24 protein-coding genes and 1 riboswitch are annotated in these 26,628 nt (G+C 65.5%); of the genes, 13 read left to right on the top strand and 11 right to left on the bottom strand.

Annotated elements, in window-relative coordinates:
- Positions 1–199: 199 nt before the first annotated feature.
- The 9 genes from IQ782_RS15720 (at position 200) to IQ782_RS15680 (ending at position 9,525) form a co-directional block, all read left to right on the top strand.
- Entirely contained in the window at positions 200–1,702 is a 1,503-nt protein-coding gene (locus IQ782_RS15720; protein WP_194135607.1) for an alkaline phosphatase, read from the top strand.
- A gap of 72 nt (positions 1,703–1,774) precedes the next feature.
- Complete coding sequence (locus IQ782_RS15715; protein WP_194135606.1) at positions 1,775–2,194, top strand: hypothetical protein; 420 nt, start codon at positions 1,775–1,777, stop codon at positions 2,192–2,194.
- Positions 2,195–2,201: 7 nt separating this feature from the next.
- Positions 2,202–2,888 (top strand): ABC transporter ATP-binding protein, encoded by a 687-nt coding sequence (locus IQ782_RS15710; protein WP_194135605.1) that lies wholly within the window; start codon positions 2,202–2,204, stop codon positions 2,886–2,888.
- The gene (locus IQ782_RS15705; RefSeq protein ID WP_194135604.1) at positions 2,879–4,258 is read left to right on the top strand and encodes an FtsX-like permease family protein; all 1,380 of its coding nucleotides are present in this window, start codon (positions 2,879–2,881) and stop codon (positions 4,256–4,258) included. Before IQ782_RS15710 ends, IQ782_RS15705 begins: the two co-directional genes overlap by 10 nt.
- Before the next feature lie 120 nt (positions 4,259–4,378).
- Positions 4,379–4,583: riboswitch (cobalamin riboswitch) on the top strand.
- 110 nt (positions 4,584–4,693) lie between these two features.
- Positions 4,694–6,529 carry a TonB-dependent receptor plug domain-containing protein gene (locus IQ782_RS15700; RefSeq protein ID WP_194135603.1) on the top strand — a complete coding sequence of 612 codons (1,836 nt, stop codon included), beginning with the start codon at positions 4,694–4,696 and terminating at the stop codon, positions 6,527–6,529.
- A complete protein-coding gene (locus IQ782_RS15695) occupies positions 6,529–7,350 on the top strand; it encodes an ABC transporter substrate-binding protein (RefSeq protein ID WP_194135602.1) in 822 nt (273 codons plus the stop codon). The genes IQ782_RS15700 and IQ782_RS15695 overlap by 1 nt, the downstream gene beginning before the upstream one ends.
- Complete coding sequence (locus IQ782_RS15690; RefSeq protein WP_194135601.1) at positions 7,347–8,330, top strand: FecCD family ABC transporter permease; 984 nt, start codon at positions 7,347–7,349, stop codon at positions 8,328–8,330. Before IQ782_RS15695 ends, IQ782_RS15690 begins: the two co-directional genes overlap by 4 nt.
- On the top strand, positions 8,327–9,064 hold the full coding sequence (locus tag IQ782_RS15685; protein ID WP_194135600.1) for an ABC transporter ATP-binding protein: 738 nt from the start codon (positions 8,327–8,329) through the stop codon (positions 9,062–9,064). Before IQ782_RS15690 ends, IQ782_RS15685 begins: the two co-directional genes overlap by 4 nt.
- 68 nt (positions 9,065–9,132) lie before the next feature.
- A complete protein-coding gene (locus IQ782_RS15680; RefSeq protein ID WP_194135599.1) occupies positions 9,133–9,525 on the top strand; it encodes a GFA family protein in 393 nt (130 codons plus the stop codon).
- A 51-nt stretch (positions 9,526–9,576) separates the two neighbouring features.
- On the opposite strand, the gene trpB is transcribed toward IQ782_RS15680, so the two are convergent.
- The 7 genes from trpB to IQ782_RS15645 all read right to left on the bottom strand — a co-directional run bounded on the left by trpB (position 9,577) and on the right by IQ782_RS15645 (position 15,558).
- Positions 9,577–10,797 (bottom strand): tryptophan synthase subunit beta, encoded by a 1,221-nt coding sequence (gene trpB, locus IQ782_RS15675; protein ID WP_194135598.1) that lies wholly within the window; start codon positions 10,795–10,797, stop codon positions 9,577–9,579.
- Positions 10,798–10,932: 135 nt separating this feature from the next.
- On the bottom strand, positions 10,933–11,619 hold the full coding sequence (locus IQ782_RS15670; protein ID WP_194135597.1) for a NapC/NirT family cytochrome c: 687 nt from the start codon (positions 11,617–11,619) through the stop codon (positions 10,933–10,935).
- A 1-nt stretch (position 11,620) separates the two neighbouring features.
- Complete coding sequence (locus IQ782_RS15665) at positions 11,621–12,091, bottom strand: nitrate reductase cytochrome c-type subunit (RefSeq protein ID WP_194135596.1); 471 nt, start codon at positions 12,089–12,091, stop codon at positions 11,621–11,623.
- Positions 12,091–14,598 carry a periplasmic nitrate reductase subunit alpha gene (gene napA / locus IQ782_RS15660; protein ID WP_194135595.1) on the bottom strand — a complete coding sequence of 836 codons (2,508 nt, stop codon included), beginning with the start codon at positions 14,596–14,598 and terminating at the stop codon, positions 12,091–12,093. The genes IQ782_RS15665 and napA overlap by 1 nt, the downstream gene beginning before the upstream one ends.
- Complete coding sequence (locus tag IQ782_RS15655; protein ID WP_194135594.1) at positions 14,589–14,867, bottom strand: chaperone NapD; 279 nt, start codon at positions 14,865–14,867, stop codon at positions 14,589–14,591. The genes napA and IQ782_RS15655 overlap by 10 nt, the downstream gene beginning before the upstream one ends.
- Positions 14,860–15,270 (bottom strand): 4Fe-4S binding protein, encoded by a 411-nt coding sequence (locus IQ782_RS15650; RefSeq protein WP_194135593.1) that lies wholly within the window; start codon positions 15,268–15,270, stop codon positions 14,860–14,862. Before IQ782_RS15650 ends, IQ782_RS15655 begins: the two co-directional genes overlap by 8 nt.
- 102 nt (positions 15,271–15,372) lie before the next feature.
- Positions 15,373–15,558, bottom strand: coding sequence for a periplasmic nitrate reductase, NapE protein (locus tag IQ782_RS15645; protein WP_194135592.1), 186 nt, complete (start codon positions 15,556–15,558; stop codon positions 15,373–15,375).
- Positions 15,559–15,923: 365 nt separating this feature from the next.
- Here IQ782_RS15645 and IQ782_RS15640 point away from each other — a divergent pair, with 365 nt between their 5' ends.
- Entirely contained in the window at positions 15,924–17,012 is a 1,089-nt protein-coding gene (locus IQ782_RS15640; protein WP_194135591.1) for a hypothetical protein, read from the top strand.
- A gap of 4 nt (positions 17,013–17,016) precedes the next feature.
- Here the strand turns inward: IQ782_RS15640 and IQ782_RS15635 are convergent, their stop codons facing one another.
- The 4 genes from IQ782_RS15635 to IQ782_RS15620 form a co-directional block, all read right to left on the bottom strand.
- Positions 17,017–17,328, bottom strand: a complete 312-nt coding sequence (locus tag IQ782_RS15635) for a hypothetical protein (protein WP_240989327.1) — start codon at positions 17,326–17,328, stop codon at positions 17,017–17,019.
- A gap of 84 nt (positions 17,329–17,412) precedes the next feature.
- Positions 17,413–18,225, bottom strand: a complete 813-nt coding sequence (locus tag IQ782_RS15630; RefSeq protein ID WP_194135590.1) for a restriction endonuclease — start codon at positions 18,223–18,225, stop codon at positions 17,413–17,415.
- A 188-nt stretch (positions 18,226–18,413) separates the two neighbouring features.
- A complete protein-coding gene (locus IQ782_RS15625; RefSeq protein WP_194135589.1) occupies positions 18,414–20,078 on the bottom strand; it encodes a thiamine pyrophosphate-dependent enzyme in 1,665 nt (554 codons plus the stop codon).
- 193 nt (positions 20,079–20,271) lie between these two features.
- Positions 20,272–21,570, bottom strand: coding sequence for a tyrosine-type recombinase/integrase (locus IQ782_RS15620; RefSeq protein ID WP_194135588.1), 1,299 nt, complete (start codon positions 21,568–21,570; stop codon positions 20,272–20,274).
- Positions 21,571–21,888: 318 nt separating this feature from the next.
- Between IQ782_RS15620 and IQ782_RS15615 the strand changes: the two genes are divergently transcribed.
- The 3 genes from IQ782_RS15615 (at position 21,889) to IQ782_RS15605 (ending at position 26,628) form a co-directional block, all read left to right on the top strand.
- Positions 21,889–22,431 (top strand): hypothetical protein, encoded by a 543-nt coding sequence (locus tag IQ782_RS15615; RefSeq protein ID WP_194135587.1) that lies wholly within the window; start codon positions 21,889–21,891, stop codon positions 22,429–22,431.
- 207 nt (positions 22,432–22,638) lie between these two features.
- Positions 22,639–24,882, top strand: coding sequence for a hypothetical protein (locus IQ782_RS15610; RefSeq protein ID WP_194135586.1), 2,244 nt, complete (start codon positions 22,639–22,641; stop codon positions 24,880–24,882).
- Between the two features lie 459 nt (positions 24,883–25,341).
- Entirely contained in the window at positions 25,342–26,628 is a 1,287-nt protein-coding gene (locus IQ782_RS15605) for a bifunctional DNA primase/polymerase (protein WP_194135585.1), read from the top strand.

Here is a 26,628-nt window from a genome sequence, read left to right as displayed (position 1 = left end):
ACGTCGGGTCAAGGGCTAGTTTCCACACCCAAACCCCCCGCAGCGACGGCAGGACCTGCGCGGGCCGGCGATGCGACGCGATATGTCGCAGGATTGTCATGCAGGCGTCACGTGGCTGTGATCACCCTCCTGTCTGAAGCGCCCGACACCCAAAACCGTGCAACGGGCCAAGCCCTCCAGACTTCGGAGCATTCCTGTCGTGAAAACGATCTTCTCCACCACCTCTCTCGCCCTGATCCTCGCCACGGGGGCCGCCAGCGCGCAGGAGCTTCCGCAGGCGAACGACGCCTGGTTCACCGCTGGTCAGGACGCCATCCAGGCGATCATCGACCGCGAGATCAACACCGGCCGCGCCAAGAACGTCATCCTGCTCGTTGCAGACGGCAATGGCGTCGGCACCAACTACGCCACGCGCCTCTATGCCGGTCAGCAGGAAGGCCAGTTCGGCGAAGAGCACGTGCTGCCCTACGAGACCCCGGACTTCCACAGCGCGCTGGTGAAAACCTACAACATCAACGCCCAGACCCCGGACTCGGCCCCGACCGCGGGCGCGATGAACACCGGCGTGAAGCAGCGTTTCAACCTGATCAACCTCGGCGGTGACGCGATCCACGACGATTGCGCGACCGTGACCGGCAACGAGCTGACCACCTTCGCCGAGATCGTCTCGGGCATGGACAAGTCGGTCGGCATCATCTCGACCGCGCGCCTCACCCACGCCACCCCCGCCGCCGTCTATGCCAAGACCGCGAACCGCGACTGGGAAGACGAGGTCCCCGAGGGCTGCACCGCGCAGAAGGACATCGCCGCGCAGCTGATCGACCAGATGGACGCCGGGGTCATCGACCTCGCCATGGGCGGCGGCCGCCGCTACTTCGCGGGCAAGGACGTGACGCTGGACGAGGGCGGCACCGGCCACCGTCCCGACGGCCAGAACCTGATCGAGAAGGCCACCACCCTCGGCGCGCAATACGCCTGGAACACCGAGACCTTCAGCAGCCTGAACCTCGACGGCTCGAAACCGGTGCTGGCGCTGTTCAACGACAGCCACATGGAATACGAGGCCGACCGCGCCGAGGACGACGAGCCCTCGCTGGCCGAGATGACCAAATCGGCGATCGAGTACCTGTCGAACAACGAGAGCGGCTACTACCTCGAGATCGAGGCCGGTCGCGTCGATCACGGCAACCACGCCGGCAACGCCAAGCGCACCATGATCGACGGCGTCGCCTTCGCCGAGGCCGTCGCCATGGCCGACGAACTGACCGACGATGCCGACACGCTGATCATCGTCACCGCCGACCATGAGCACGGCATCGCCTTCAACGGCTACTGCGGCCGCGGCACGCCGATCGATGGCCTGTGCTACGCCGTCGCCCAGACCGGCGACAAGCACAGCGACGAGCTGCTGCTCGCCGATGATGGCAAGCCCTACACCGTGGTCGGCTTCCTCAACGGCCCCGGCGCGGTGCTGAAGGCGGGCGAAGGCAACGACTACACCGGCAGCCGCGACGAGCTCACCCAGGACGAAGCACAGGACCTCGACTACATCCAGCAGGCGCTGATCCCCTCGTCCTCCGAGATGCACTCGGGCGTGGATGTCGCGGTCTACGCCAAGGGTCCGTGGGCACATCTCTTCGACGGCACGATCGAGCAGAACGTGATCTTCCACGTGATGAACCACGCCGTCGCCGCCGAGTGATGCCTGCCTGATAGACTTCGCGGGGGCGGGCTGACCGCCCCCGCAGCCGTTCCTGCCCGAAAGCCCCTTGCCATGCTGACCCGCCGCACTTTCCTTGCCTCCGCGCTCGCCGCGCCCTGCCTCGCCGCGCCCGCCGCTGCCGATCTTCTGAAGGTACGCGACCTCTACCAGGTCAAGGGGCGCGGTCTGTCCGATCTCGCGCAGCAGAGTGTCGGCCAACGGCTCGAGATCGAAGGCTTCATGGCCCCGCCGCTGAAAGCCGAAAGCCGTTTCTTCGTGCTCACCAAGATGCCGATGGCGGTCTGCCCGTTCTGCGAAACCGAGGCGGAATGGCCGAACGACATCATCGCCGTCTACACCAAGCGCATCGTCGACGTGACGCCGTTCAACGTGAAGATCACCACCAGCGGCGTGCTCGAAGTCGGCGCCTACACCGATCCCGACACCGGCTTCGTCAGCCTGCTGCGGCTGGTTGACGCGACCTACGGCTGACCTGCGCATGTCCCTTCCGCTGATGATTTCAGGCCTTGCCGTGCGCAGTCCGCGCGGCCGCATCCTGCTCGAGCTGCCCGCGCTCGCTGCCGCGCCCGGCGCGTTGATCGGCATCCGCGGCGCCTCGGGCGCTGGCAAGACCACGCTGCTCTATGCCCTCGCCGGACTGCTCGACCGCGCCGAGGGATCGGTGCGCTGGGGCAGCACCGACGTACTGGCGCTGGGATCCGAGGGACGCGCCCGCTTCCGCGCCGGGAATATCGGAATGATCTTTCAGGATTTCATGCTCTTCGAGGAGCTGAACGCACAGGACAATGCGGCGCTGACAGCGCTGTTCCGCCCACGCGCGGAGCGCGCCGCGCTGCGGGACCGCGCCAAGGCCCGGCTGGCGTTGCTCGGACTGGCTGAAGCGGAACATCGGGTCACCAGCTTTTCGGGTGGCGAGCGCCAACGCGTGGCCATTGCCCGCGCCATGGCCTCCGAGGCCCCGGTGCTTCTGGCTGACGAGCCTACCGCAAGCCTCGACCGCGGCACCGCCGACCGGCTGATCGACGACTTGGTGGCGCTGGTCCGCACACAGGGGACCACGCTGATTGCGGTCAGCCATGACGCGACCCTGCTGGAGCGGATGGACCGGGTGCTGACCATTGCAGGCGGCAGGCTGGTCTCCGACGAGGGAGGGATATGCGCGTGATCTGGGACTCCCTGCCCGGTGCGGCGCAGGACCTTGCGTTGCTGATTGCCCTGCTGGTGCCGGCGCTGATCACCGGCCTTTTGGTGCTGCGCGGCTACGCCCCCTGGCCGCTGCTGCGCGGCTTTCTCGGGCGGTTCCGCTGGAGCGCCCTGCTTTTCGTGCTGCTCATCGCCATCTCGACCGGCATGGGCATCGGGCTTCTGGCGCAGGAACGCGGCCTGCGCCGCGGCACGGCGCAGGCCGCCGACAAGTTCGACCTGATCGTCGCCGCGCCCGGAAGCGAGTTGACCGCGCTTTTTGCCTCGGTCTTCCTGCAGCCCTCGGACATGGGGCTGGTCTCGGGCAACGCCTTCGCCGAGATCGCCGGGCACTCAGAGGTCGAGATTGCCGCGCCGCTGGCCTTCGGCGACAGCCATGGCGCGGCACCGGTGGTCGGCACGACGGCCGAGTTCCTGCGCCATCTCTCCGGAAACCGCGTCGAAGGACGGCTCTGGCACGATCATGCCGAGGCGGTGATTGGCGCGCTTGTACCGCTGGAGATCGGCGAAGGCTTCACCCCCGCACATGGCATCGGCGATGCCGCCGAGCCCGAGGCACACGGCGGGGCACCGGACGGAGATGAGGTGGATCACGGCCAGACCGATGCGCATGCGCACAGCCATGACCATGGCGGCGCCCTCACCGTTGTCGGCCGCATGGCACCGACCGGCTCGCCCTGGGACCGCGCGATCCTGATCCCGGTCGAATTCGTCTGGGAAATCCATGGGCTGGCAAACGGTCACGCACCGGAGCGCGAAGCGCAGATCGGCCCGCCCTTCGACGCCGAATATTTCCCCGGCACCCCCGCCGTGGTCGTTCGCGCGCGCGCGCTCTGGGCAAATTACGCCCTGCGCTCCGAGTTCACCCGCGACGGCGAGACCATGGCCTTCTTCCCCGGCGCGGTGCTTTCCGGCCTCTACCGCGTGATGGGCGACGTGCGGCAGGCGATGTCGCTGATGGCGCTGGTCACCCAGGGTCTGGTTGCGGCAAGCGTTCTGACCGGGCTCTTCATCCTCACCCGACTGTTCCGCCGCCAGATCGCCTTGCTGCGCGCGCTCGGCGCGCCGCGGCGCTTCGTCTTCGCCACGGTCTGGGTCTTCTGCGCCGCGCTGCTGCTGTGCGGCGCGCTGCTCGGGCTGCTGGTCGGCTGGGGGGCCGCAGAGCTGCTGTCCCGTGTGGTCAGCGCGCGCACGGATATCGCGATATCGGCGCTGCCCGGCTGGACCGAGCTGCATCTGCTGGCCGGCTTCGTGTCCCTGTCGATGCTGCTCTCGCTGCTGCCCGCCGCGGTGGTGTTGCGCCAGCCGGTGGTCGACGGGCTGCGCAGCTAGGAGACCCGCCACGCGCGCAGGGGTCTCGGCACCCCTGCGCCGTCCCCTCCGCCCCGCCCTATGTGCCCCGCTCCCTTCGCCCTGACCGAAGCTGGACGTTGCGCCCTGCGCGGCGAGCGGCTATGCCGTTTCTGCTTCGGTTCCGGGCGGCCTGCCGTCCGGTGAATAGGGAATGCGGTGCGGGCCCCGGCCCAACTCCGCGACTGCCCCCGCAACTGTAGGCGGAGAGCGACGCCGGACCCAAGTCACTGCCCTTTTCGGGCGGGAAGACCCGGCCAAGCGATGACCCGCGAGTCAGGAGACCTGCCGAAGCCGATCACCCAGTCCCGGTGCGGGGAGCGCCGCGGGCAACGGACCTTCCGTAGAGGTGGCATCGCGCTAACCGTCTGCGGGAGAGGACTCCCTTCCGACGACAGAAAAAACGGAGAAGGGACAATGAAGCAACCTTATCTTTCGGGCCTGCGCGCCGCGACTGCCCTAACGGCAGTCAGCCTGTGCGGCGCGGCCTTCGCTCAGGACGGCTACGACCTCGGCACGCTCACCCTCAGCGCCAACCGGGGCGAGAGCACCGAGCTTTCGCGCAGCGGCGTGACGGTGGAAGTGGTCACCAAGGAAGACCTCGACCAGAGCGGCGAGACGCTTCTCGCCGACTACCTCGCGCGGCTGCCCGGCGTCAGCGTTTCGACCAACGGCGGGATCGGCGGGCTCACCTACATGCGCATTCGCGGCCTCTCGAGCCGCTATGTCGGCGTCTATGTCGACGGCATCGACGTCACCGACACCTCGGCACCGCAGATCCAGTACGACTTCGGCACGCTGACCACCGCCGGCATCAGCCGCATCGAGGTGCTGAAGGGCTCGCAGTCGGCGCTCTACGGCTCGGAGGCGATCGGCGGCGTGGTGAACATCACCACCAACCGCGCAACCGAAGAAGGGCTGACGCAGAGCGTCGAAGCCGAATACGGCAGCTATGACACCCGCAAGCTGGGCTACAACCTCAGCTACCTCGGCACGCGCGGCAGCTTCGCCTCGTCGCTGAGCTACATCAAGACCGACGGCTATTCCGCCGCCGACGAGGATGCCGGCAACGACGAGGCCGACGGCCACGAGGCTACCCGCCTCAGCTTCTCGGGCGATTACGCACTGACCGACACGGTGACCGTGGGCGGCGCGGCCTTCTGGGAAGAGAGCACCCACGATTACGACGAGTTCGGCCCGATGGACGGCGTCACGCATGACGAGAAGGTCGAGGGCGAGCAATATGGCGCGCGGGCCTTCGCGCGCGTGGAGACCGGCGCCGTCAGCCACGAATTCTCGGCGCAGATCTTCGAGAACGACCGCACCGACACCTACGAGGGCTCGGATACCGACTATCTCGGCCAGCGCAGCGGGCTCGGCTACGAGGGCCAGACCGAACTTGGCGCCGCAACCCTCACCTTCGGCGCCGACTACATGCGCGAGAAGTTCGAGGTTCTCAGCGCATGGGGTGACAGCGATGGCGACTACGAGACTTTCGGCATCTGGGCACAGGCCGACTGGCACCTGAGCGACAAGCTGGAGCTGGTCACCGCCCTGCGCCATGACGATCACTCCGAATTCGGCGGCAAGACCACCGGGCGGATCTCGCTGGCCTATCTTCCGAACCCCGACCTCACGCTGCGTGCCAGCGTCGGCACCGGCTTCCGCGCGCCCTCTCCATACGAGCTCTACTCGACCGGCTCGGGCGACCCGGACCTCGAGCCAGAGACCTCGGTGAGCTACGAGCTCGGCGTCGAGCAGCGCTTCGGCACCGGCTTTGTCGGGGCGACCCTGTTCCGCACCGAGATCACTGACCTCATCGACTACAACTATCCAGGCTACGTCCAGATCGACGGCGACAGCTGGACGCAGGGCGTCGAGCTGACCGGCGGGCTGCAGTTGACCGACCGGATCGACCTTGCCGGGGCCTACACCTGGACCGACAGCGAGGATGCGCAGACCAAGGACCGGCTCATCCGCGTGCCGCTGCGCGACCTGTCGCTCTCGCTCGATGCCGAGGTGACCGATGGCTTCCGCGCCGGGTTCACCGTGCAGCATGTCTCGGGGTTGACCGACTCCACGGGCGATCTGGACGACTACACCGTCGCGAACATGAACCTGCGCTACGAGCTCTCGGATAGCGCCGAGCTTTACCTGCGGGTCGAGAACCTCTTCGACGAGGACTACCAGGTGGTGACCGGCTACGGGACCTCGGACCGCGCCGCCTACTTCGGCGTCCGGGCGAGCTTCTGATGCTGCGGCGCGCGCTGATCGGCCTCCTGCTCGCCGCGGCTCCGGCCGCGGCGCAGGACGCACCGGCGCGCGTCGTCTCGATGAACCTATGCACCGACCAGTTGGCCATGCTGCTTGCCGCCCCCGGCCAGCTGGTCTCGGTCTCGACCCTGGCGCGCGACCCGATGAGTTCCGCGATGGCGCGCGAGGCCCTGGCCTACCCGGTCAACCACGGCCAGGCCGAGGAAGTCTGGCTGATGCAACCCGAACTCGTGGTGGTCGGCGCCTTCACCGCGCAGGCCGCGGCGCAGATGCTCGAACGGCTCGGCACTCCGGTGCTGCGCCTTGAGCCGGCCTACGGGCTGGCGGATGTGCCAGCGCGGCTGCGCACTCTGGGCGCGGCGATGGGCCGGCAGGCGCGCGCCGAGGCGCTGATCGCCGATTTCGAGACCCGGCTGACGGCGCTGCGCGAAGAGCTGCTGCGCCGCCCCTCCGCCGCGCTCTACTATGCCAACGGCTACACCACCGGCGATCAGACGCTCGCCGGGGAAATCCTGCTGGCCGCCGGTTTCGACAATATCGCGGGGGACCGCGGCGGCGGGCAGCTGCCGCTCGAGGCGCTGGCCATGGCCGAACCCGAGGCGCTGATCACCGCCCGCCCCTATCCCGGTGCCTCGCGCTCGGAAGAGATCCTGATGCACCCCGTGGTTCGACGCCTGCGCGCCGCCCATGCCGCCAGCGCGACCACCGGCAGCGACTGGATCTGCGGCACGCCGCATGTGCTCGGGGCCATCGACCAGCTCGCGGCGTTCCGCCGGGAGCTTGAAACGGAGACCGAATGACCCGCGCCCTCGCGTTTCTTCTGCCGCTGGTGCTGGCGCTCTCGGCGCTGTCGCTGTCGCTTGGCCCGGCCGACGTGAGCCTGCCCGAAAGCCTGCGCGCGCTGCTTCTCGGCGGCGACGGCCCCCTGCCGCTGGTGATGCGCGAGATCCGCCTGCCGCGGGTGCTGCTGGCGCTGATGATCGGCGGCACACTCGGGCTGGCGGGCGCGGCGATGCAGGGCTACCTGCGCAACCCGCTGGCCGAGCCCGGCCTGCTCGGCGTCAGCGCCAGCGCGGCGCTGGGGGCGGTGCTGGCGATCCAGACCGGGGTTTCCGCCGCCTTTGCGCTCGCGCTGCCCCTGAGCGCCCTTGCCGGCGCGGTGGTGGCGGTGCTGATCCTCATCGTGCTTGCCGGGCCGCGCGCCGAGACGCTGACCCTGATCCTCGCAGGGGTCGCCCTGTCGGCGGTCGCGGGGGCGCTCACGCAGCTGGTGCTGAACCTCTCGCCCAACCCGTTCGCCGCCAGCGAGATCGTGTTCTGGATGATGGGCTCGCTCGCCGACCGCTCGATGCTGCACGTCTGGCTGGCCTTGCCCTTCATGGCCGTGGGCGTGCTGCTGCTGGCCGGGGTCGGGCGCGGGCTCGACGCGCTGACGCTGGGCGAGGACGCGGCCTCGTCGATGGGGATCGACCTTGCGCGCCTGCGGCTGCGGGTGGTGCTGGGAACCGCCTGCGTGGTCGGCGCGGGCACCGCTGTGGCGGGGGCGATCGGCTTCGTCGGCCTGGTCGTGCCGCACCTGCTGCGCGGCGTGGTGGGCGGGCGGCCCGGCCCGCTGCTCTGGGTCTCGGCGGCGGGCGGAGCGGCGATGCTGCTGGCGGCCGACATCGCGGTGCGCCTGGTGGCCCCGGACCGCGACCTGAAGCTCGGGGTTCTGACCGCGCTGGTCGGCGCGCCCTTCTTCCTCCACCTCGTCTGGCGCAGCCGGGGAGAGCGGGCATGAGCCTTCTGTCCCTCGAAAACCTCTCGGTAACCCTGCGCGGGCGCAAGGTGTTCTCCGATATCTCGCTGACCATCGGCCCCCGCGAAGTGGTCGGCCTCATCGGCCCCAATGGCGCGGGCAAGACCAGCCTGATGCGCGCCGCGCTGGGGCTGATCCCCTCGGGCGGTCGCAGCTCGCTGGCCGGTCTGACACCGCAGCAGCGGGCCAAGGCCGTCGCCTGGATGCCGCAGGCGCGCGAGATCGCCTGGCCGGTGAAGGTCGAGGACCTGGTGTCGCTCGGCCGTCTGCCGCATGGCGATCACGCGCAGGCCCCGGTCGAGGCGGCGATCGCCAAGATGGGGCTGGAGGGGTTGCGCAAGCGGCGCTCCACCAACCTCTCGGGCGGCGAGCAGGCGCGGGCGCTGCTGGCCCGCGCGCTGGCGCAGGAGACACCGCTGCTGATGGCCGACGAGCCGACGGCGGGGCTCGACCCGGCGCATCAGATCGCCACGATGGAGGTTTTTGGAACCCTCGCGGCCGAGGGCCACGGAGTGCTGCTCTCGCTGCATGATATCGGCCTGGCGGCGCGGCATTGCACACGGCTGGTGCTGCTGGCCGAGGGGCGGCTGCTGGCGGATGGCGCGCCGGAAGCGGTGCTGACCGATGAGCTGCTGGCACGGGGCTTCGGGATCACCGCCTACCACGCGCAGACGCCCGACGGGCCGGTGTTCCAGCCGATGCACCGGGCGCGCTAGGCGCAGGGCTTGCCGGGTGCGCCTTGGGCGATACCTTCCATGCAGGGCCAGACCGGAGGACCAGCGCGATGAAACACCACGAAGGCGGCTGCCTCTGCGGCGCGGTCCGGATCCGGGCAGAGGGTGAACCCTACCGGGTCGGCCTCTGCCATTGTCTCGACTGCCGCAAGCATCATGGCGCGCTGTTCTATGCCGCCGCGATGTTCCCGGACCACGCGGTCACGGTGACCGGCGAGACGCGCGGCTACAACGGGCGGCACTTCTGTCCGCTCTGCGGCTCATCCGTGTTTGCGGTGGACGGGGACGAGATCGAGCTGCATCTCGGCACGCTCGACGCGCCGGGACAGCTGGTTCCGAGCTACGAGAACTGGACGGTGCGGCGCGAGCCGTGGCTGCCGGAGTTCCCGCTGGCGCATCACTACACGGGCAACCGAGAGGGCACGGGGCGGCGCGAGGATTAGGCTGGTGATCCGGGCGATGATCCGCCCGGACCCGATGCGTGGGCCGGAGCCTCAGGCGATCTCGACGCCGAGGTGCTTGGCGACGGCGAAGATGTCCTTGTCGCCGCGGCCGCACATGTTCATGACGATGATGTGGTCTTTCGGCAGATCGGGCGCGATCTTCATCACGTGGGCCAGCGCATGGCTCGGCTCGAGCGCCGGGATGATCCCCTCGAGCGCGCAGGAGAGCTGGAACGCCTCGAGCGCCTCCTTGTCGGTGATCGCCACGTATTCGGCGCGGCCGGTGTCATGCAGCCAGGCGTGTTCCGGCCCGATGCCCGGATAGTCGAGACCCGCCGAGATCGAGAAGCCCTCGAGGATCTGGCCGTCGTCGTCCTGCAGCAGGTAGGTGCGGTTGCCATGCAGCACGCCGGGGCGGCCGCCGGTGAGAGAGGCGCAATGCTCCATCTTCTCGTTGACGCCCTTGCCGCCGGCCTCGACGCCGATGATGCGCACGTCCTTGTCGTCGAGGAACGGGTAGAACAGGCCCATGGCGTTCGAGCCACCGCCGATCGCGGCGATGATCGTGTCGGGCAGTCGGCCCTCCTGCTCGAGGATCTGCTCCTTGGTTTCCTTGCCGATGATCGACTGGAAATCGCGGACCATCGCCGGATAGGGGTGCGGACCCGCCACCGTGCCGATGCAGTAGAAGGTGTCGCGCACGTTGGTCACCCAGTCGCGCAGCGCGTCGTTCATCGCATCCTTCAGCGTGCCGCGGCCGGAGGTCACCGGGACCACCTCGGCGCCCAGAAGGCGCATGCGGAAGACGTTGGGCTGCTGGCGCTCGACGTCATGCGCGCCCATGTAGACGACGCACTTCAGGCCGAACTTGGCGCAGACCGTCGCCGTCGCCACGCCGTGCTGGCCGGCACCGGTCTCGGCGATGATGCGGGTCTTGCCCATGCGCTTGGCGAGAATGATCTGGCCCAGCACGTTGTTGATCTTATGCGCGCCGGTGTGGTTCAGCTCGTCGCGCTTGAAGTAGACCTTGGCACCGCCGAGGTGGTCGGACAGGCGCTCGGCGTAGTAGAGCGGCGAGGGGCGGCCGACATAGTGCTTCCACAGCCAGTCCATCTCGTCCCAGAAGCTCTGGTCGGTCTTGGCGCGCTCGTACTGATCCTCGAGCTCGAGGATCAGCGGCATGAGCGTCTCGGACACGAAGCGCCCGCCGTAGATGCCGAACCGGCCCTTCTCGTCGGGGCCCGTCATGAAGGAATTGACCAGATCGTCCATCGCGTCTCTCCCGCAGAATTTTCTCCTCTCTAAAGCAAGCGCGCGGCCAATGACCAGAGGTCACGCGCGTGGCCAGCGGAAATGGCGCGGGATTTGTCCCGCGCCCCGCGCCTCCGGTCCGCAGCCGCTGCGCCCCTAGCCCTCGCTGGCCTGGTCGAGAAGGTAGCTCTGGATCTCCGCGCCATCGGTGCCGCCGGGATTGCCGCGCAGCTCGTCGGGCACGATCCATCCCGGCTCCACCCCGGTCATGTCGGGAAGCTGGTGGGCGATGCCCTTGTGGCAGTCGATGCAGGTGCGCTGGCCGGTCAGCATGTACTGGCTGTGGATGTTCGCCGCCCGCGGCGACTGTTTCGACAGGTCCATGGCCACCGCGGTGTGACAATTGCGGCATTCCAGGCTGTCGTTGGCCTTCAGCCGCGCCCATTCGCGCTTCGCAAGAACGATCCGGTGCTCGAGGAACTTCTGGCGCGTGTCGATGGTGCCGAAGATCTTCCCCCAAACCTCCTTCGAGGCCTGCATCTTGCGGGCGATCTTGCGCGTCCATTCGTGCGGCACGTGGCAAGCCGGGCATTCGGCGCGCACCCCCGAGCGGTTCGAGAAGTGCACGGTATGCGAGAGCTCTTCGTAGACGTTGTCCTTCATCTCGTGGCACGAGATGCAGAACTCCTCGGTGTTGGTGATCTCCAGCGCGGTGTTGAAGCCGCCCCAGAACAGCACCCCGCCGATGAAGCCGCCAAGCACCAGAAAGCCTAGGCCGAGCGTGGTGGCGGGGGTAGTGACCACCCCCCAGAACCAGCGGAATATTCCCGTGATGAAGCGCATGTCATTCGCTCCCCGCGCCGGTCGCGCCCATCTCGGCCATGTCGGTGAAGCTGTTGCCGATCAACGCCGCGGTGTCGGCCTGCGGCACGTGGCACTGGGTGCAGAAGTAGCGCCGGGGCGAGACGTCGGCGAGCATCTGTGCGTCGCGCGTCATGTAATGGGTGATCGAGATCATCGGTGCGCCGGTGCCCAGCGAGGTTTCGCGCTTGTGGCACGACAGGCAGCGGTTGGCATTGACCGAAAGCTCGTAGCCCTCGATCGAATGCGGGATGATCGGCGGCTGCTCGGGATAGGCCCGCATGAGCCGCACGTCGTCGGTCACCATGCGTTCGAGCGGGGCCGCTGCGACCGGCTCCATCGGGTTGGGGCTGGGGCCGGTCAATTCGCTGACCGGCTCGCGGACGGATTGAGCAAGGGCCATGCCGCCGACAAGCGCGACGACGAGACCGAGGGTCGTTGCCAACTGTCGCATCACACTGCCTCCACCCGGACCGCGCATTTCTTGAAGTCGGTCTGTTTCGAGATCGGATCGGTGGCGTCGAGCGTCACCTTGTTGATCAGCTGGCTGGCGTCGAACCACGGCACGAAGATCACGCCGGGCGGCATCCGGTTGCGCCCGCGCGTCTCGATCCGGCTGCGGATTTCGCCGCGGCGCGAGATCACCCGTACCTCCATGCCCTGATTGAGCCCGCGCTCGCGCGCGTCCACCGCGTTCATGAAGACCTTGGCCCCCGGAAACGCCTTGTAGAGCTCGGGGACGCGCAGGGTCATCGAGCCCGAGTGCCAGTGCTCCAGCACCCGGCCGGTGACCAGCCACATGTCGAACTCGTCGTCAGGGCTTTCGGCGGGCGGCTCGTAGGGCACCGAGATGATCACCGCGCGCCCGTCCGGCCGGCCATAGAACTCGACGTCGGCCCCCGCCTTCACGTAGGGGTCGTAGCCTTCGCGGAAGCGCCAGAGCGTCTCCTTGCCATCGACCACCGGCCAGCGCAGGCCCCGCGTCTCGTCGGCCTGGTAGACGTCGTAGGGCGCAAGGTCATGGCCATGGCCGCGTCCGAAGGCGGCGTATTCCTCGAAAAGCCCCTTTTGCAGGTAGAAGCCGAAATCCCTGGACTCCTGGTTCTCGTAGTCCTCGCGCAGTTCGCTCAATGGGAACTGGTCGACCTGCCCGTTGGCATAAAGCACGTCGAAAAGGGTCTTGCCCTTGTACTCGGGGTTGGCCTCGAGAAGCTCCGCCGGCCAGACCTCGTCGGTGGTGAAGCGTTTCGAGAACTCCACCAGCTGCCAGAGGTCCGAGCGCGCTTCCCCCGGCGCGTTCACCATCTGGTGCCAGGCGGCGGTGCGGCGCTCGGCATTGCCGTAGACACCCTCTTTCTCGACCCACATGGCAGCGGGCAGCACGATGTCCGCCGCCATGGCGGTGACCGTGGGATAGGCATCCGAGACCACGATCATATTGTCGGGGTTGCGGTAGCCGAGATAGGTCTCGTTCGACGAGTTCGGCGCGGCCTGCAGGTTGTTGTTCACCTGTACCCAGTAGAAGTTGAGCTTGCCGTCCTTCAGCATCCGGTCCTGCAGCACAGCATGGTAGCCCGGCACGGTGTTGAGCAGCCCATGCGGCAGCTTCCACAGCTCCTCGGCATGTTCCACATGCTCGGGGTTGGTCACCACCATGTCGGCGGGCAGCCGGTGGGCAAAGGTGCCCACCTCGCGCGCCGTGCCGCAGGCCGAGGGCTGGCCGGTCAGAGAGAAGGGCGAGTTGCCCGGCTCCGAGATCTTCCCGGTCAACAGGTGGATGTTATAGACAAGCTGGTTGGCCCAGACGCCCCGCACATGCTGGTTGAAACCCATGGTCCAGAGCGACATGACCTTCTTGTCGGGGTCTGCGTAAAGCTCGGCCAGATCTTCGAGGAACCCCGGCTCGACCCCCGACAGCTCGCTCACATAGTCGAGCGTGTAAGTCGAGAGGTGCTGCCTGTAACTGTCGAAATCCGTCGGCTCCATCTTCGCGGCGTTCTGGTTGCCCGTCGCCGCCTGCTCCAGCGGGTGCTCGGGGCGCAACCCGTAGCCGATGTCGGTCTGACCCTTCATGAAGGTCGTGTGCTTGTCGACGAAGTCCTGGTTCACCCGGCCGGTTTCGATGATGTGATGCGCGATGTAGTTGAGGATCGCCAGGTCGGTGCCCGGCTTGAAGACGATGGGAATGTCGGCCAGGTCCATCGAGCGGTGGGTGAAGGTCGACAGCACCGCGCATTTCACCCCCGGCGTGCCGAGCCGCCGGTCCGCCAGCCGGGTCCAGAGGATCGGATGCATCTCGGCCATGTTCGAGCCCCAGAGGACGAAGGCATCGGCATGTTCGAAATCGTCGTAACAGCCCATGGGCTCGTCGATCCCGAAGCTGCGCATGAAGGCGACGGCGGCCGAGGCCATGCAGTGCCGCGCGTTCGGATCGAGGTTGTTCGACCGGAAGCCGCCGCGCATCAGCTTGCTCGCGGCGTAGCCCTCGAGCACCGTCCACTGCCCCGAGCCGAACATGCCCACGGCCTCCGGCCCCTTCTCCTTGAGCAGGGACTTGACCCGCTCCGCCATCGTGTCGAAGGCCTCGTCCCAGCTCACCGGCTCCAGCTCGCCGTTCTTGTCATAGACGCCGCCCGACTTGCGCATGAGCGGCGTGGTCAGCCGGTCCTCGCCATACATGATCTTGGACAGGAAATAGCCCTTCACGCAGTTGAGGCCGCGATTGACCTCATGCTGCATGTCGCCGTGGCTGGCGACGACCTTGCCTTCCTTGACCCCGACCATGACGCCGCAGCCGGTACCGCAGAAGCGGCAGGGGGCCTTGGACCATTTGATCTGAAGCGCCTCGACCCCGCCCGACACGGGCTGGGCCAGCGCCTCCTGCGGAAGGCCCGCGGCACTGGCCGCCAGCGCGGCGGCCTGCGCCTTGAGAAGTTGTCGACGTGTAAGGTCTAGGGGCATGTGTCGTCCTCCCGGTCTTCCGCGTGCTCGAAGACCATGTTGGCTGCCAGGACACCCGGCATCAGGTTGATACGGGTCAGCGTGTCGCCAAGCTGGCCGGTGCTGGTTCCTTCGATGGTGACAATGAGCCGTGTGGCATCGCCGCCGTGCACCTCGACCCCATCGATCGCGAGCACCTGCGCCCGCACCGCCTCCATGTCGCTCGGCGCGGCGGTGACGACGGCAGAAGAGACATGCCAGCGCGGCCCGGGGGTACGAGGGTCAGGCATCGGCGGGAGCCTTGATGGGAACGGCTTCGATGGCATCCGCCGGACAAGGCGCGATGCAGGCGTTGCACCCGGTGCAGGCCGACGCGTCGAGGTGGGGCAGGAACGGCCCGCCGATGCGCGGGATCAGGGTGATCGCCATTTCGGGGCAGGCATCGCGGCAGGTCATGCAGGTGATGCCCGCCCGCACCAGGCAATCCGGACCGATCTGCGCCACATGCACCATCACGGGGATTGCATCGAACACCGGCTCGGGGCAGATCTCGGCGCAGGCGCCGCAAAAGCTGCATTCGCCCGCCCCGGGCAGCAGCATGACCCCATCGACCGCCAGCCCGAGCACGTGCTGCGGGCAGGCTTCGACGCAAAGCCCGCAACGGGTGCAGGCGCTCAGGCCGTCATGGCTCACCGCTGGCGGCAGCGGGTGCCACGGGGGTGGGACAGGGTTGCCCCGGAGAAGCTGGCGACGGGATATGCTGGCTTTGGCAGTCACGACACGGCACCGGCAGCGCTAGTGAACCGGCGGGCCTGGCGGCCCGGTCAGAATCTGGAACATCCACACAAGAAACCCGTAGCCGCCGACCACCGCGATCGCGGCAATGGGCCAGACACCGAAAGCGAGCAGCAGAAAATAGAACCACTCTTTGAAAGAACGCTCCCGCTTCGGAGGATCCTGTGGGCGCACGCTATCGATCATAGCGGAGCTCCCAATTTGTTAAGCAAAGGTATTGGTACGTCAGGCGAAATGCGACTCAACCGTAACAGAGGGCGGCGCAGCTGAACAGCAAACAGTGGTTGCATCAGATCCGGTGGCTCCGATCCGCTCATGCTACTGCGGCGCGCTCTTTCTGCCCGGATTGGCGCGGTCCGGCGGCAGTCCGCACCTGCATGGGCAGCCGGAACCGCTTCGCGGCCATGTGCGGCTTGCCAAGCCGCGCGCCACTTTCTACCTTCGCCGAGGCGCCGGCCTTTTCGCCGAATTCCGCGCTTCAAACACTTTGTCACAAGTCATTTGCCTGCGCGCCCTGCCCCGGCGCCATGATAACGATTGGAGCCACTTGGATGCGCTTGAAGATTTACACCGATCCTGCCTACGCCTCCCCGGTCAACCCGATGCGTTGCGCCATGCTCCTGCCGTTTCACGGCAACGAGGAGAGCACCTTCTGGTCGGCCGGCACCAATGTCTTTGACAAGTACAGGAAGAACGGCGCGGGGTATTTCGAGCTGACCGACACGATGGAGGAAGCGGAATACGTGGTGTTGCCCAGCACCTGGCACCGCTATCTTGCCGACGGCACCACCGAGGTCGCCCTGCGTTTCGCCCAGAAGGCCGCCGATGCCGGCAAGCGGATCATCGTGTTCCACGAACGGGACCACGACTACAAGTTCCCTGCCTCCAATGCGCTGCTGTTCACCCCGACCATCGAAAAGGACCGGCAACCGCACGAATACGCCCTGCCCGCCTGGATGCCCGATCACACCAACGGACCCGCGCCGCTGCGCCAGAAGCAGGAGCGCCCGTCGATCGGCTTCTGCGGGTTGGTTCTCAGGCCCAACGCGAAATCCCGAGCGGTGCAATTCGCCCGCAGGCAGCTGCCCTATTTTTCCGAGCGGCGCATGGCGGGCTATTCCGCCTCGCTGAAGAAAAGCTACGAGTACAAGTTTCTGCGTGCCAAGGCGGTGCAGACCCTGCTCGACCATCCCGGCATCGACACCAACTTCGTGCTGCGCGGCAACTTCTTTGCCGGAGCCACGAAGAAGGCGACCGAAGCCGCGCAGATGGAGGCCAAGAAAAGCGCGCTCGAGGAGTTTCTCGGCAATCTGGCGGACAGCGACTACAGCCTCTGCGTGCGGGGTGTCGGGAATTACTCGCTGCGATTTTACGAGATCATGGCCGCGGGCCGCCCGCCGCTGTTCCTCGACACGACCTGCATCCTGCCCTACGACTTCCTGCTCGACTGGCCGAAGGAACTGGTCTGGGTGCCGCTGGAGGACCATCACCGCGCGGGTCAGATCCTCGCGGACCACCACGCCGCACTCAGCCCCGAGCAATTCGTCGACCAGCAACGGCGCATGCGCGAGATCTGGGAGGAGTGGCTTTCGCCCGACGGCTACTTCCGCAACTTCTACCGCCACTTCCGCCCGCAATGAGCCTTCAGAGGTAGATCAGTTCGTAGACGTAGGACTTCGGACCCTTGCGGCTGACCCAGATGCCTTCGGGCGGGGCGGCCTCGGGCTGCACCTGCGCCTGGTCCCAGGGCCGTCCGAAAACCTCATCGCTGTCCCAGTGACCGGCGATCCACCCGAGCCGCTCGTGGCGGAAGATCCAGTGTTCGCCATCGGTCCGCTTGAAACCGACACGCCCATGCGGCCCGGTGTGGCGCTCGAAACGATAGATCAGCCCATCGATCTGCCGGTGCAGCTCGAAGCAGGCGGGGGACATGGCAGAGGCGTGTTCGCGGTTCATGCGGTCAGCTTCGCCCTCACCGTCCGCCAAGACCAGCGCAAACAGAGCGACCCGCGGCGTTCCCCCGCCGGGCGCGCGCGCCGATCACATGGCCCAGGCTTCGGTGAAACTCTCGACCCCGAATTCGCGGTCAATGTTCGGCAGGTCATGCGGGCTCAGCAGCAGCACCCCTGTCGTCGCGGCCAGCCGTCGCGCGCTCGGGGTGAACCCGGCGGTGGCCAGCACCCCCGCCCCGGCAAGCCCGTAGTAGTTCTTGCCGGTGAAAGCCTCCTGGATCGCCTTGTTGCCGACGGGCGAATTGTAGCGCTTCACCTGGAGCCCGATCACCAGCGCGCCCTTGCGCGCCACGATGTCGATGCCCTGATCGTAGCCGCGCTTGGTGACATCCGCATCCCATCCGAAATGACGCAGCTGCGCGGCGCACCAATGCTCGAACTCGGTGGGGTCGCTGGGATAGTCATTGGCGTCAAAACCGCCCTCGCGCGCCTCGCCCTCGACCCGCTCGACCTCTGCCAGAACGTAGTCGACCACCGCCGGCTCGATCCGGCGGTAGTCGAAGGAGAGATCGACGCTGTCGAGGAATTCGAGCACCGTTTCCTGCCGCTCGTCGGCCACCACGCGGTTGTAGTCGTTCTTCTTCACCGCCAGCCGGAGGTTGCGTGACAGCGCCGGGGCATGGGCCTCGACGTGACGGGTCAACTCCTGCCGCTTCGCGCGGGTGAGCGACAGGCCGAGCGCCTTGAACACCAGCACGAGCACCGCGACATACCCCATGACGATCACCGGCAGCGCCCGCGTCGTGGCCACATGCGCCTCCAGCGCATAATAGGCATACCCCGCGCAGAGCAGCGCCAAGAAGGTCACCGCGCCCAGGATCGTTTCGTACTCTTTCCTCATCTGCTGCCGCCTCGGTACGTTGTTTTCCGCCTCCTAACGCGAGCGGAACATTACAGCAACATATGACGTGAGAGTCGGCATCTAAGCGCTTATCACTAAGGGGTGAATCCCCTTGGATGGTATGCCGGGAGAATTCTTCTTCCAAAGCTCCGGCGGACCCGGCGGAGGCCGCCGGATCCGCGCTTTGATCACGCCTTGGCGGCCAGTCCGCCGGCGCGGATTTCCGACAGCGTGCGATAGGGCGTCAGCGCCTCCGCGGCGATGTCGAGCTCGAGCACGGCGCCATGCGGCGCGGCCAGTGCCCGCTGGAAGGCGGCAGCAAACTCCTCGGTCCGCGTGACGTGTTCGCCGTGCATCCCGTAGGCCCGTCCCAGCGCCGCGAAATCGGGATTGACGATGGTCGTTCCGCTGACCCGCGCGGGGAACTCCCGTTCCTGGTGGGCACGGATGGTGCCGTAGGTGCCGTTGTTGAGCACCAGCACGATCACCGCCGCCCCGGCCTGCCGCGCCGAGGAGAGCTCCTGCCCGTTCATCTGGAAATCCCCGTCCCCGGCAAAGCAGATCACCGTCGATTCGGGTCGCGCCAGCTTGGCGGCAATGGCGGCCGGAACCCCGTAGCCCATCGCGCCGGATTGCGGTGCGAGCAGCCGCATTCCCGGGCGGAACCGGAAGAAGCGCGTCGGCCAGACGGTGAAATTTCCTGCGCCGTTGGTCAGCACCAGATCGGTGCCCAGCACCGCGCGCATGTGCTTGCAGACCGCCACCATGTCGACCGGGCCAGGCTGCGCCGGAGCCTTGTCGATGAAGCCGAGATAGGCCGCCCGCGCCTCGGCGCGCCAGGCTTTCCAGGTGCCGGCGACCTTGGCGGGGAGCGCCTGCGCGAAGCGCCCCGGATCGGCGTGGACACCGAGTGTCGGCTGGTAGACCTTGCCGATCTCGCGGTCCGAGGCATGGACATGGATGATCTTCTGCAGCGGCTGCGGCACAGAGAGCAGCGTGTAGCCGTCGGTCATGTTCTCGCCGAAGCGCGTGCCGAGCGCCAGCACCACGTCGGCGTCCTTCAGCAGCGCGCGCACGCCCGCCGTCATGCCCACACCCGCGTCGCCGCAGAAGCAGGCACAGGCGCTGTCGACCTGGTCCTGGTACCGGAACGAGGTGATGATCGGGATGTCGGAGGCCTCGGCGAAGCTCTGCAGGGCCGCACGCGCCGGGCCGGTCCATTCGGCACCGCCGACCACGATCAGCGGCCGCTCGGCGCCCTTCAGCAGGGCCACAGCCTCGACCACGGCGTCGGCCGCCGGCTCGGCTTCGTAGACCTTTGCCGGACCGCTCAACGGCGGCGTGTCGGTCTGCGCCATGAGCACGTCCTCGGGAAGCGCCACGACCACCGGGCCGGGCCGGCCGGTGGTGGCGGTGATCCAGGCGCGCGAGAGGATCTCCGGGATCCTTTCGACGTGCTCGATCTCGGTCGCCCATTTCGCCATTGTGCCAAAGACCGCGCGGTAGTCGACTTCCTGGAAGGCCTCGCGCTCCTTCATGTCGGTTGCCACCTGGCCGACCAACAGGATCATCGGCACGCTGTCCTGCATCGCCGTGTGTACGCCGATCGCCGCGTTGGTGGCCCCCGGCCCGCGGGTGACCATGCAGATGCCGGGGCTGCCAGTCAGCTTGCCATGCGCCGCCGCCATGAAGGCCGCGCCCCCTTCCTGCCGGCAGAGCACGAAATCGAGCTTGCCGCCGGTGTCATGCAGCGCGTCGAGCACGGCCAGATAACTCTCTCCCGGAACGCCGAAGGCCCGCGTGGCTCCCAGGGCCATCAGGCTCTCGACCACCAATTGTCCACCGTTGCGCATCGTCTCCCGCTCCCTCTCAGATCGCTTTTCGAGATTTCTGCGCGCTGCATCGGGGGGATGCAAGCACCACCGCACGCCGATCCGCCACCGCTTTGCGCGGCACGCGGAAATGCCGCCGCTCAGAACGCTTTGTTCCGGTGTATATGGCACATCCCAAATGGCGGGGTGCGCCGGGGTCTTATTTATAAGAGCTTTAGGAGCCGTTGGCTTTACGCAGGGGCACCACATTGCCCCCCGGTTCCGCCGCTGGTGTGCGTGTCTGTGTGCGTGTCTGCCCTTTTTGCTGGCCCGTGTGCGCGCCGCCAAGCAGACCAGCCAATGCCTGCCCCCATGCCGCACCGGCAGCATCAGCGGCAGCGGCCATGTGGGTTTCATCCGGGTGGGTGTAGATGCTCATGGTAATTGCCGGGCTGCTGTGCCCGAGGCGCTTGGCCAAAATGGCCGTGGGCACCCGGCCAAGCATCTGCGTGGCGCTGGCGTGGCGCAGCCCGTGCATGGGGCTTACATCCGGCGATATACCTGCCGCGTCACGCATGCGGGCCAAGCGCCGGGTCATGCTCTTGGGGTTCTGAGGCTCGTGCTGTGCGGTAAAGGCGCGCGGCCATACGTAGGCGTTGGGCGACCAGTCGGCCCGGTTGCGACGGGCGGCTGCTACCATCTCGTCATGCAGGCTGCGCAGGATTGCGGCCTCGGGCTCGGACAGGGGAAAGGCGCGCAGGGAGCTATCGGTTTTGCCCACGTTCTGCACGGCAACGTAGGGCTTGCCCTCGGCATCATATTGCAGCGTCACGGTGCGCCTGATGTGCATGTGCGGCTGCTCGCCAAGGTCTAAGTCGCACCAGCGCAGACCGGCCAGCTCTGAGCGGCGCGCGCCGGTTGAGGCGGCTATAAGGACCAGCGCACGGTCGGGCATGTTGGTGGCTTGCTGCGCCATGGCCATCACTTGGTCGGGCGTGGGGCACTTGAGCTTCTGGCGCTGCGGCCCGCTGGTGCGGAACTCAGCTGAGGTGGGCATGGGGTTGGTCTGGTAGGTGCCGCGCGCCACCAAATCGCCGAACATTTTGCGGGCGCAGGCGCGGGTGAGGCGCACGGTAGCCGGGCTCTTGCAGCGGGCCACATGTTGTATGGCATTGCGGCAGTCTGCGTTGGTTATGTCACCTAGCTTCATGTCGCCCAAGGTGGGCAGCAGATGCGCGCTGGCAAGCCGGTATGCGGCGACGGTGCTTGGTGACAGCCCGCGCTGCCCGCTTCCTGTTGCCTCTGTTTGGGCGAACTGGGAGGCCAGCCATTGCTCCCGGTACTGGGCAAAGGTCATGCGGCCTTCGCTCCCCTTGCCCGGCTGTAGCTCCAACGTGGCGGCGAACTTTTTGGCTGCGGCCAGTGTAGGGAACGTCTTGGCGCGCGCCTTGCTGTCGCGTGTGCCCGCAGGTCGCCAGCGCACTTGGAAGGTGGTTTTGCCCGCTTTGGTGTGCGTCCGTGAGATACTCGCCATGGGTTTTAGCCTTATTTTGTTATGCTTTGAGGCCAAGTGTGGGTCTAAACATGTGTGCGTGTAAAGGCTGAAGGTTACAACACGGGAAAGGTCGAGCAACAGCGCAACTGAAAGCTGATTGTGCTATTTTATCAGTTGTATACCGGGCCTGTCAGATTGCCCCATGGTTGCATTAAGGCCACACTGTGAAAGCGCCCCTGATGTGGTGTCAGGGGCGCCTTCTGTAACCGCTGGGGGCAGCGGCGATGCATGTGAACGTTGGTGAGCCCAATGTGCATCTGAACCCGCCTCCTGCGCAATCGCAGCGGAGGCTGAATTATGAACAACACGCAGATGCATTATGGGCGCTCCCCCAGTGCCGTTCACATTGGCCTGTCGCACCGTGAGGTGCTGGCTCTGTTTTCTGCCAAGGCGCGGGGCAAGCGGCCCGGTGTGCAGATGGCACTTGCCACGGCTCATAGCTGGCTACCCAAGGCGAAGGGGGTCACGTGCAGCGCCGCCGACGTCCTCGGGCATCAGCTTGTGGGTGGGCATGGCCAGCCTATCCAGTGCGGCAAGTGTGATTGCTACGTCTCAGCCGATGGCGTTCTGGCTTACGTGGGTCTGTCTGCCGCCGAGGTGGTACTTGGTTTCAGCGGCAGTCCTGTGCGGCTCCTGCCGCGCACCCTCGGCCTGCCGGTTTGCTCGTCCTGTGTGGCCAAGTATGGCGGCGCTAGTGAGCGGTTGGCCAACTCGGTCCTGGGGGTGGCGCTGAAACGCAAGGCCGCCTTTTGTGGGATGCGCCCTGCGGTTCCGGTTCGGATTACCAAGGGGGAGCCGCAGGGGGTGTGCAAGGGCAATGTCGTGCCGCTGCATGCGTGAGACGGGCGGCGGTTACGCACACGCCTACAGTCGCGCCCGCAGGCCACGGCCTCAATACGGCCCGAACAAGTCTCCAGAATTTCTGAAACGCGCACCCTAAGCTATCGCATACGGCCCACTGATCCCTTAGGATTCGCGCAAGTGATATTTCTGGGGTGCGCAATGGGATTTAGTAGGTTGGCGTGTTTGCGCTCGAAGGCGCGATCTATGGGCCAGAAGCTCACGCAGCTAGCGAGACAGCTGAGATTTCGGTTTCTTCAGGAATACGCCCTCCTCTGCCACAAACTTGCAAAGATGCACTTCAGGTTTGCCGAATGGCGCAAGCACAATAGCACTCGCCTAGTTATTGTGATCTGGGCTGCTCTAGCAGCCCTCTCGCTAGCCACTGTCACCGACGTGCAGCAGCATCTCGGCCCGTTGTTCACAACTGAGGCGCGCTTAGCTGCGTTCACGTCCGCCCTGATCACTCTGGGCGGCGCTCTGGTTGGTGCGGCTGCGATTGTGTCCTCGCTCGTCTTGTTTTCGATGCAGGTCAACATTGAGCGCATGCCACATGGCCTATTCCGAAAGCTGAGCCAAGACCCGCGCCTGCTGGCTGCCTTCGCTGGAACCTTCATATTTGCGCTGGCGATCTCTGGCATCTCGCTCTTTGTGAGTCAGGAGAGGATTGGTCTCGTTACGCTCGGAACCGTATGGCTGATCGGACTGATTTTAGCACTCTTTCTATACGGCTACCGCCGCGCACTCCTCCTGGTTAACCCACTTAAACAGCTTGAAATAATTGTACTCCAATCCGAGCGCGATCTCCGCATGTGGGGCAAGCGCGCGACACGAACCGGCCCCCTCATTGCTGGTGAGGCACCACAAGTCGGGGAACCTGAAAAGCATAAGTTCGACACCGCGCGTCTGATCTTCTTTCAGAAGAACCCAAGCTGGACGCTCGAGGCCACGAAAAGTGTTCAATATGCTGTCTCGTTTGCACGGCGCTACGCCGAGCAAGGCGACCACGAGGTCAGCGCCGCAGCCATCAATGCAATATTGGCCATAAACAATGCCTACATCAGCACGAAGGGGAGAACGTTTATTGCGAGCAATCCCTTTGCAGACGCAGACCTCTCAACTGATGCCTTCATCAACCACACTCTGGAGTGCCTTCGGCAAACAGGCCATATAGCGGTAGCACGGGGCGACGAACAACTTACCCGCCAAAACCTCCAAGCAATAACGCGCTTGGCCATCTTGTATCTCAACATCAGCTATTCTTCTTCGCGCGCATCGCGAACCCACACGCATCTAGCGACCAACTATCTTACTAATGAAGTCCAGCAGCTACTTCCGCTGAACAGACCTGATATCATTATGGAAGGCGTCCGCCAAATGGGGACGTGTGCTGCAAGACTGATGCGAACAGAGGAACCCGACAGCATTCTCGATCTCGTGCGTGACATAGGAAGCATCGCTTGCACGGGTGTCACACGCGAGAACTACCGACCGATCATCTCCACCGGGGTCGCACAATTGGCAATGCTAAGCGGTCAGCTCCTAACGCTCAAAGAGCATGACGTTGGTTTAGCCGCCGACGCGATACGCAATGCCATGGCGAACATCTCGCGTCTTGTCATCAGCCTTCCGAGTGTCGGGCCGTTCGATCATTCCTCGCACTACCTGTCTCCCTTCTACTCTGGTGCGCTGTTGAACAGGCTGGTGAAAATCGCAAACGGACTGGCCGAAGCGCCAGCGGACGACGAAGCAGCCAAGAACGTTATCTGGAATCTGAGCAACTGGGCAGATGGCACCCAAAGCTCAGCGAAGGAGCAGATGCTCTACGCTATCGAGAAACGCTCGAACTTTGCCTTTGAGACCTTCACCTGGCTCCACCATATGGCGAATGTCCTTATTTCCGCCGCCGCCTCTCCCGCCTGCGATGCATCTTTGAGCAATGACCTTCGAAATATAGCACAGCGACTCTTAGGGGTCTTTACCTTCATCCCAACAGACAAAGAAACTCTCGGGTTCGTCGGCTCTTACGACATAGCAGAGACGCTGTATGAAGCGGCATCCTTTGCCGAAGATAACGATGCCTCTGAAGTTTCCGAAGCGGTCGCCGGCTACCTGCTTTCCTGGGCATTTCGTGCAAGTACGCACAAAACGGGATGGCACACGTTGGAACATGCAATCTACGCACTAGCTACGCTTGCTCTAAAATCTCCTGACCCGACTTTCCGATCGGCTGTGCTGTTGGGAAATATCAAGAAGAAGCTCGATTTGGGAGCCGCACCAGATCCTGCCATAAGAACTGACGTAGCGAAAAATATTCGAGACTGCGCGAATACGCTCCACTCTGGCGCACACCATACTTCACTCATTGAGGAGGATATGTTGGAGGTGGACCATAGCAAGCTTGAGCCACTCCTGCGGGATATTGCTGATCTTCTTGCCCCCTTACCCTGAAGTAATTTGCAACCTTTATGAATCGCATCTCCACACCAACCAAACGAACTTAGAAGTCGAAAATTTGGCGAACGCCACACGAGTCAGATTAGCAAACCCAGTTTCCACAGTCGGCATCGTTCGATGACTAAACCTCATCACCTACAATTCGTGTCTCATGCAGCGGCGTCATACTAAGGCTTGGCTTTGCAGCTAAGGTTCGGCCAGCCCCACGATGCCAGAAACTTATTGTAGCCCAGACACTTAAATGCCAATTGGCCGGGCCAATTTGGGTGATTTTGTGTTGCCAAGGGAGGGGCGGCGCGGCACCATATGCGGGCTTTCGGTTCTTATGGGACCACCGGGCGACGGCCCGCCAAAGTACTTCTCACACCCATCGCCGCTAAATGGTAGCGGCCCTGAGCGTATGCCGCGCTCAGGGCCGCGATCATAAACCTTGTCACAACCAAGGAGAATGACTTGCCTAGCTCCCATATTGCCTCAGCCAAAACAGCCAAGCAACCTGATATAGCCGCGTCTATACAAAAAGGCGGCAATGGCGGCGGCATGCTTGAGGCCGCGCTGGCATTGGTTGCTTTCGGCTTCCGGGTGTTTCCGACCTACGTAACCAAGGCAGGTCAAAAGGCGGGCATCATTGGCAAGCGCAATCGCCTGTACAACGGCCAGCGGTGGTCTAACACCGGGGATGCCGAGGTGGTGCGCCGGTACTGGGAATACAGCCCGCGCGCCATGATTGGCATCCCCACCGGCGAACTTCTCCCCTGCGGCAACCGTCTCATGGTCATTGATGTGGATGTGCCCTCACCGGGCGGTCACAAAGCCGATGGCGTTGCAGCCTTCAAAGCCCTCTGCGAGCCCCATGGCGTTGCCCCTGTGACCGTAACCGCGCGCACGGCAAGCGGCGGCTGGCACCTGTATTTCACCGTCCCGGAATCCTGCCATGTGGTTAACGGTACTGAGGTGTTGCCGGGCGTCGATGTCCGCGGCATGCGCGGCATGGTTATAGCCCCGCCCTCGCGTCACAGGCGCACGGGGTCATACCATTGGGTAAGAGGCCGTGCGCCCGGCGAGGTGCCCATTGCCCCCGCCCCCGCATGGCTGCTCGCCGTGCTCAAACAGGAAGGGCAGCGCAAGCCCAATGGCGTCGGCTCTGACCTGGGGAATACGATCACCCAACAGGTCATGCTTGAGCCCACGCCCATCGTCCTGCCCGCTCCCGCTGCGCATGCCGAAATGCTGTGGGCCGATCAGGGCCATGGGTATGTGGGCGTCACGCGCTTCGATGCCCTGCCGTGGGTCACCACGGCTGAGATGGCTGCGCTGCTTGACCTGCTGGATCCCGATCTCGGCCACGACAACTGGTATCAGATCGGCATGGCCCTGCACCTCATGACCGGCGGTGGCCCCGCTGGCCTTCAGCTTTGGGAGCAGTGGTCAGCCAACGGCGACAAGTACAAGCCCGCTGACGCGGAAAGGGCCGATCCGTCAGAGTGTGAGTACCGCTACGGCACCTTTGAGACGGACAAGGATACCATGGTCGGCTTCGGCACCATCGTACGCGTCCTTAAACAGGAAGCGGCCGATGCCATGACGGCATACGAGCTTCTGGCCGAGGTGGGTGTCGTGCCCAGCTTGCGCACTGCGGCGCTGGCCGACCGCTGGCATCGTGCCCAGCAACAGGCCGCCGCACACGCGGCTATGGATGCCATTTCAGCGAAACTTAGCGGAGGTAGCGCCATGGCGTAG

This window comes from Salipiger mangrovisoli (genome assembly GCF_015223355.1).
Classification (GTDB): Bacteria; Pseudomonadota; Alphaproteobacteria; order Rhodobacterales; family Rhodobacteraceae; genus Salipiger; species Salipiger mangrovisoli.
Note: the sequence above shows the minus strand (reverse complement) of the source record. Positions and strands in the feature narration are given on the sequence as shown.

Bases quoted from the DNA above. Each gene is read 5' to 3' on its own strand.
- IQ782_RS15620 (WP_194135588.1), bottom strand. From the start codon at position 21,570: ATGGCGAGTATCTCACGGACGCACACCAAAGCGGGCAAAACCACCTTC.
- IQ782_RS15715 (WP_194135606.1), top strand. From the start codon at position 1,775: ATGCTGACCCGCCGCACTTTCCTTGCCTCCGCGCTCGCCGCGCCCTGC.
- IQ782_RS15710 (WP_194135605.1), top strand. From the start codon at position 2,202: ATGTCCCTTCCGCTGATGATTTCAGGCCTTGCCGTGCGCAGTCCGCGC.
- IQ782_RS15680 (WP_194135599.1), top strand. From the start codon at position 9,133: ATGAAACACCACGAAGGCGGCTGCCTCTGCGGCGCGGTCCGGATCCGG.
- IQ782_RS15665 (WP_194135596.1), bottom strand. From the start codon at position 12,091: ATGCGACAGTTGGCAACGACCCTCGGTCTCGTCGTCGCGCTTGTCGGC.
- IQ782_RS15610 (WP_194135586.1), top strand. From the start codon at position 22,639: ATGGGCCAGAAGCTCACGCAGCTAGCGAGACAGCTGAGATTTCGGTTT.
- IQ782_RS15635 (WP_240989327.1), bottom strand. From the start codon at position 17,328: ATGAACCGCGAACACGCCTCTGCCATGTCCCCCGCCTGCTTCGAGCTG.
- IQ782_RS15690 (WP_194135601.1), top strand. From the start codon at position 7,347: ATGACCCGCGCCCTCGCGTTTCTTCTGCCGCTGGTGCTGGCGCTCTCG.
- napA (WP_194135595.1), bottom strand. From the start codon at position 14,598: ATGCCCCTAGACCTTACACGTCGACAACTTCTCAAGGCGCAGGCCGCC.
- IQ782_RS15630 (WP_194135590.1), bottom strand. From the start codon at position 18,225: ATGAGGAAAGAGTACGAAACGATCCTGGGCGCGGTGACCTTCTTGGCG.
- IQ782_RS15615 (WP_194135587.1), top strand. From the start codon at position 21,889: ATGAACAACACGCAGATGCATTATGGGCGCTCCCCCAGTGCCGTTCAC.
- IQ782_RS15670 (WP_194135597.1), bottom strand. From the start codon at position 11,619: ATGCGCTTCATCACGGGAATATTCCGCTGGTTCTGGGGGGTGGTCACT.
- trpB (WP_194135598.1), bottom strand. From the start codon at position 10,797: ATGGACGATCTGGTCAATTCCTTCATGACGGGCCCCGACGAGAAGGGC.
- IQ782_RS15655 (WP_194135594.1), bottom strand. From the start codon at position 14,867: ATGCCTGACCCTCGTACCCCCGGGCCGCGCTGGCATGTCTCTTCTGCC.
- IQ782_RS15625 (WP_194135589.1), bottom strand. From the start codon at position 20,078: ATGCGCAACGGTGGACAATTGGTGGTCGAGAGCCTGATGGCCCTGGGA.
- IQ782_RS15640 (WP_194135591.1), top strand. From the start codon at position 15,924: ATGCGCTTGAAGATTTACACCGATCCTGCCTACGCCTCCCCGGTCAAC.
- IQ782_RS15685 (WP_194135600.1), top strand. From the start codon at position 8,327: ATGAGCCTTCTGTCCCTCGAAAACCTCTCGGTAACCCTGCGCGGGCGC.
- IQ782_RS15645 (WP_194135592.1), bottom strand. From the start codon at position 15,558: ATGATCGATAGCGTGCGCCCACAGGATCCTCCGAAGCGGGAGCGTTCT.
- IQ782_RS15705 (WP_194135604.1), top strand. From the start codon at position 2,879: ATGCGCGTGATCTGGGACTCCCTGCCCGGTGCGGCGCAGGACCTTGCG.
- IQ782_RS15700 (WP_194135603.1), top strand. From the start codon at position 4,694: ATGAAGCAACCTTATCTTTCGGGCCTGCGCGCCGCGACTGCCCTAACG.
- IQ782_RS15695 (WP_194135602.1), top strand. From the start codon at position 6,529: ATGCTGCGGCGCGCGCTGATCGGCCTCCTGCTCGCCGCGGCTCCGGCC.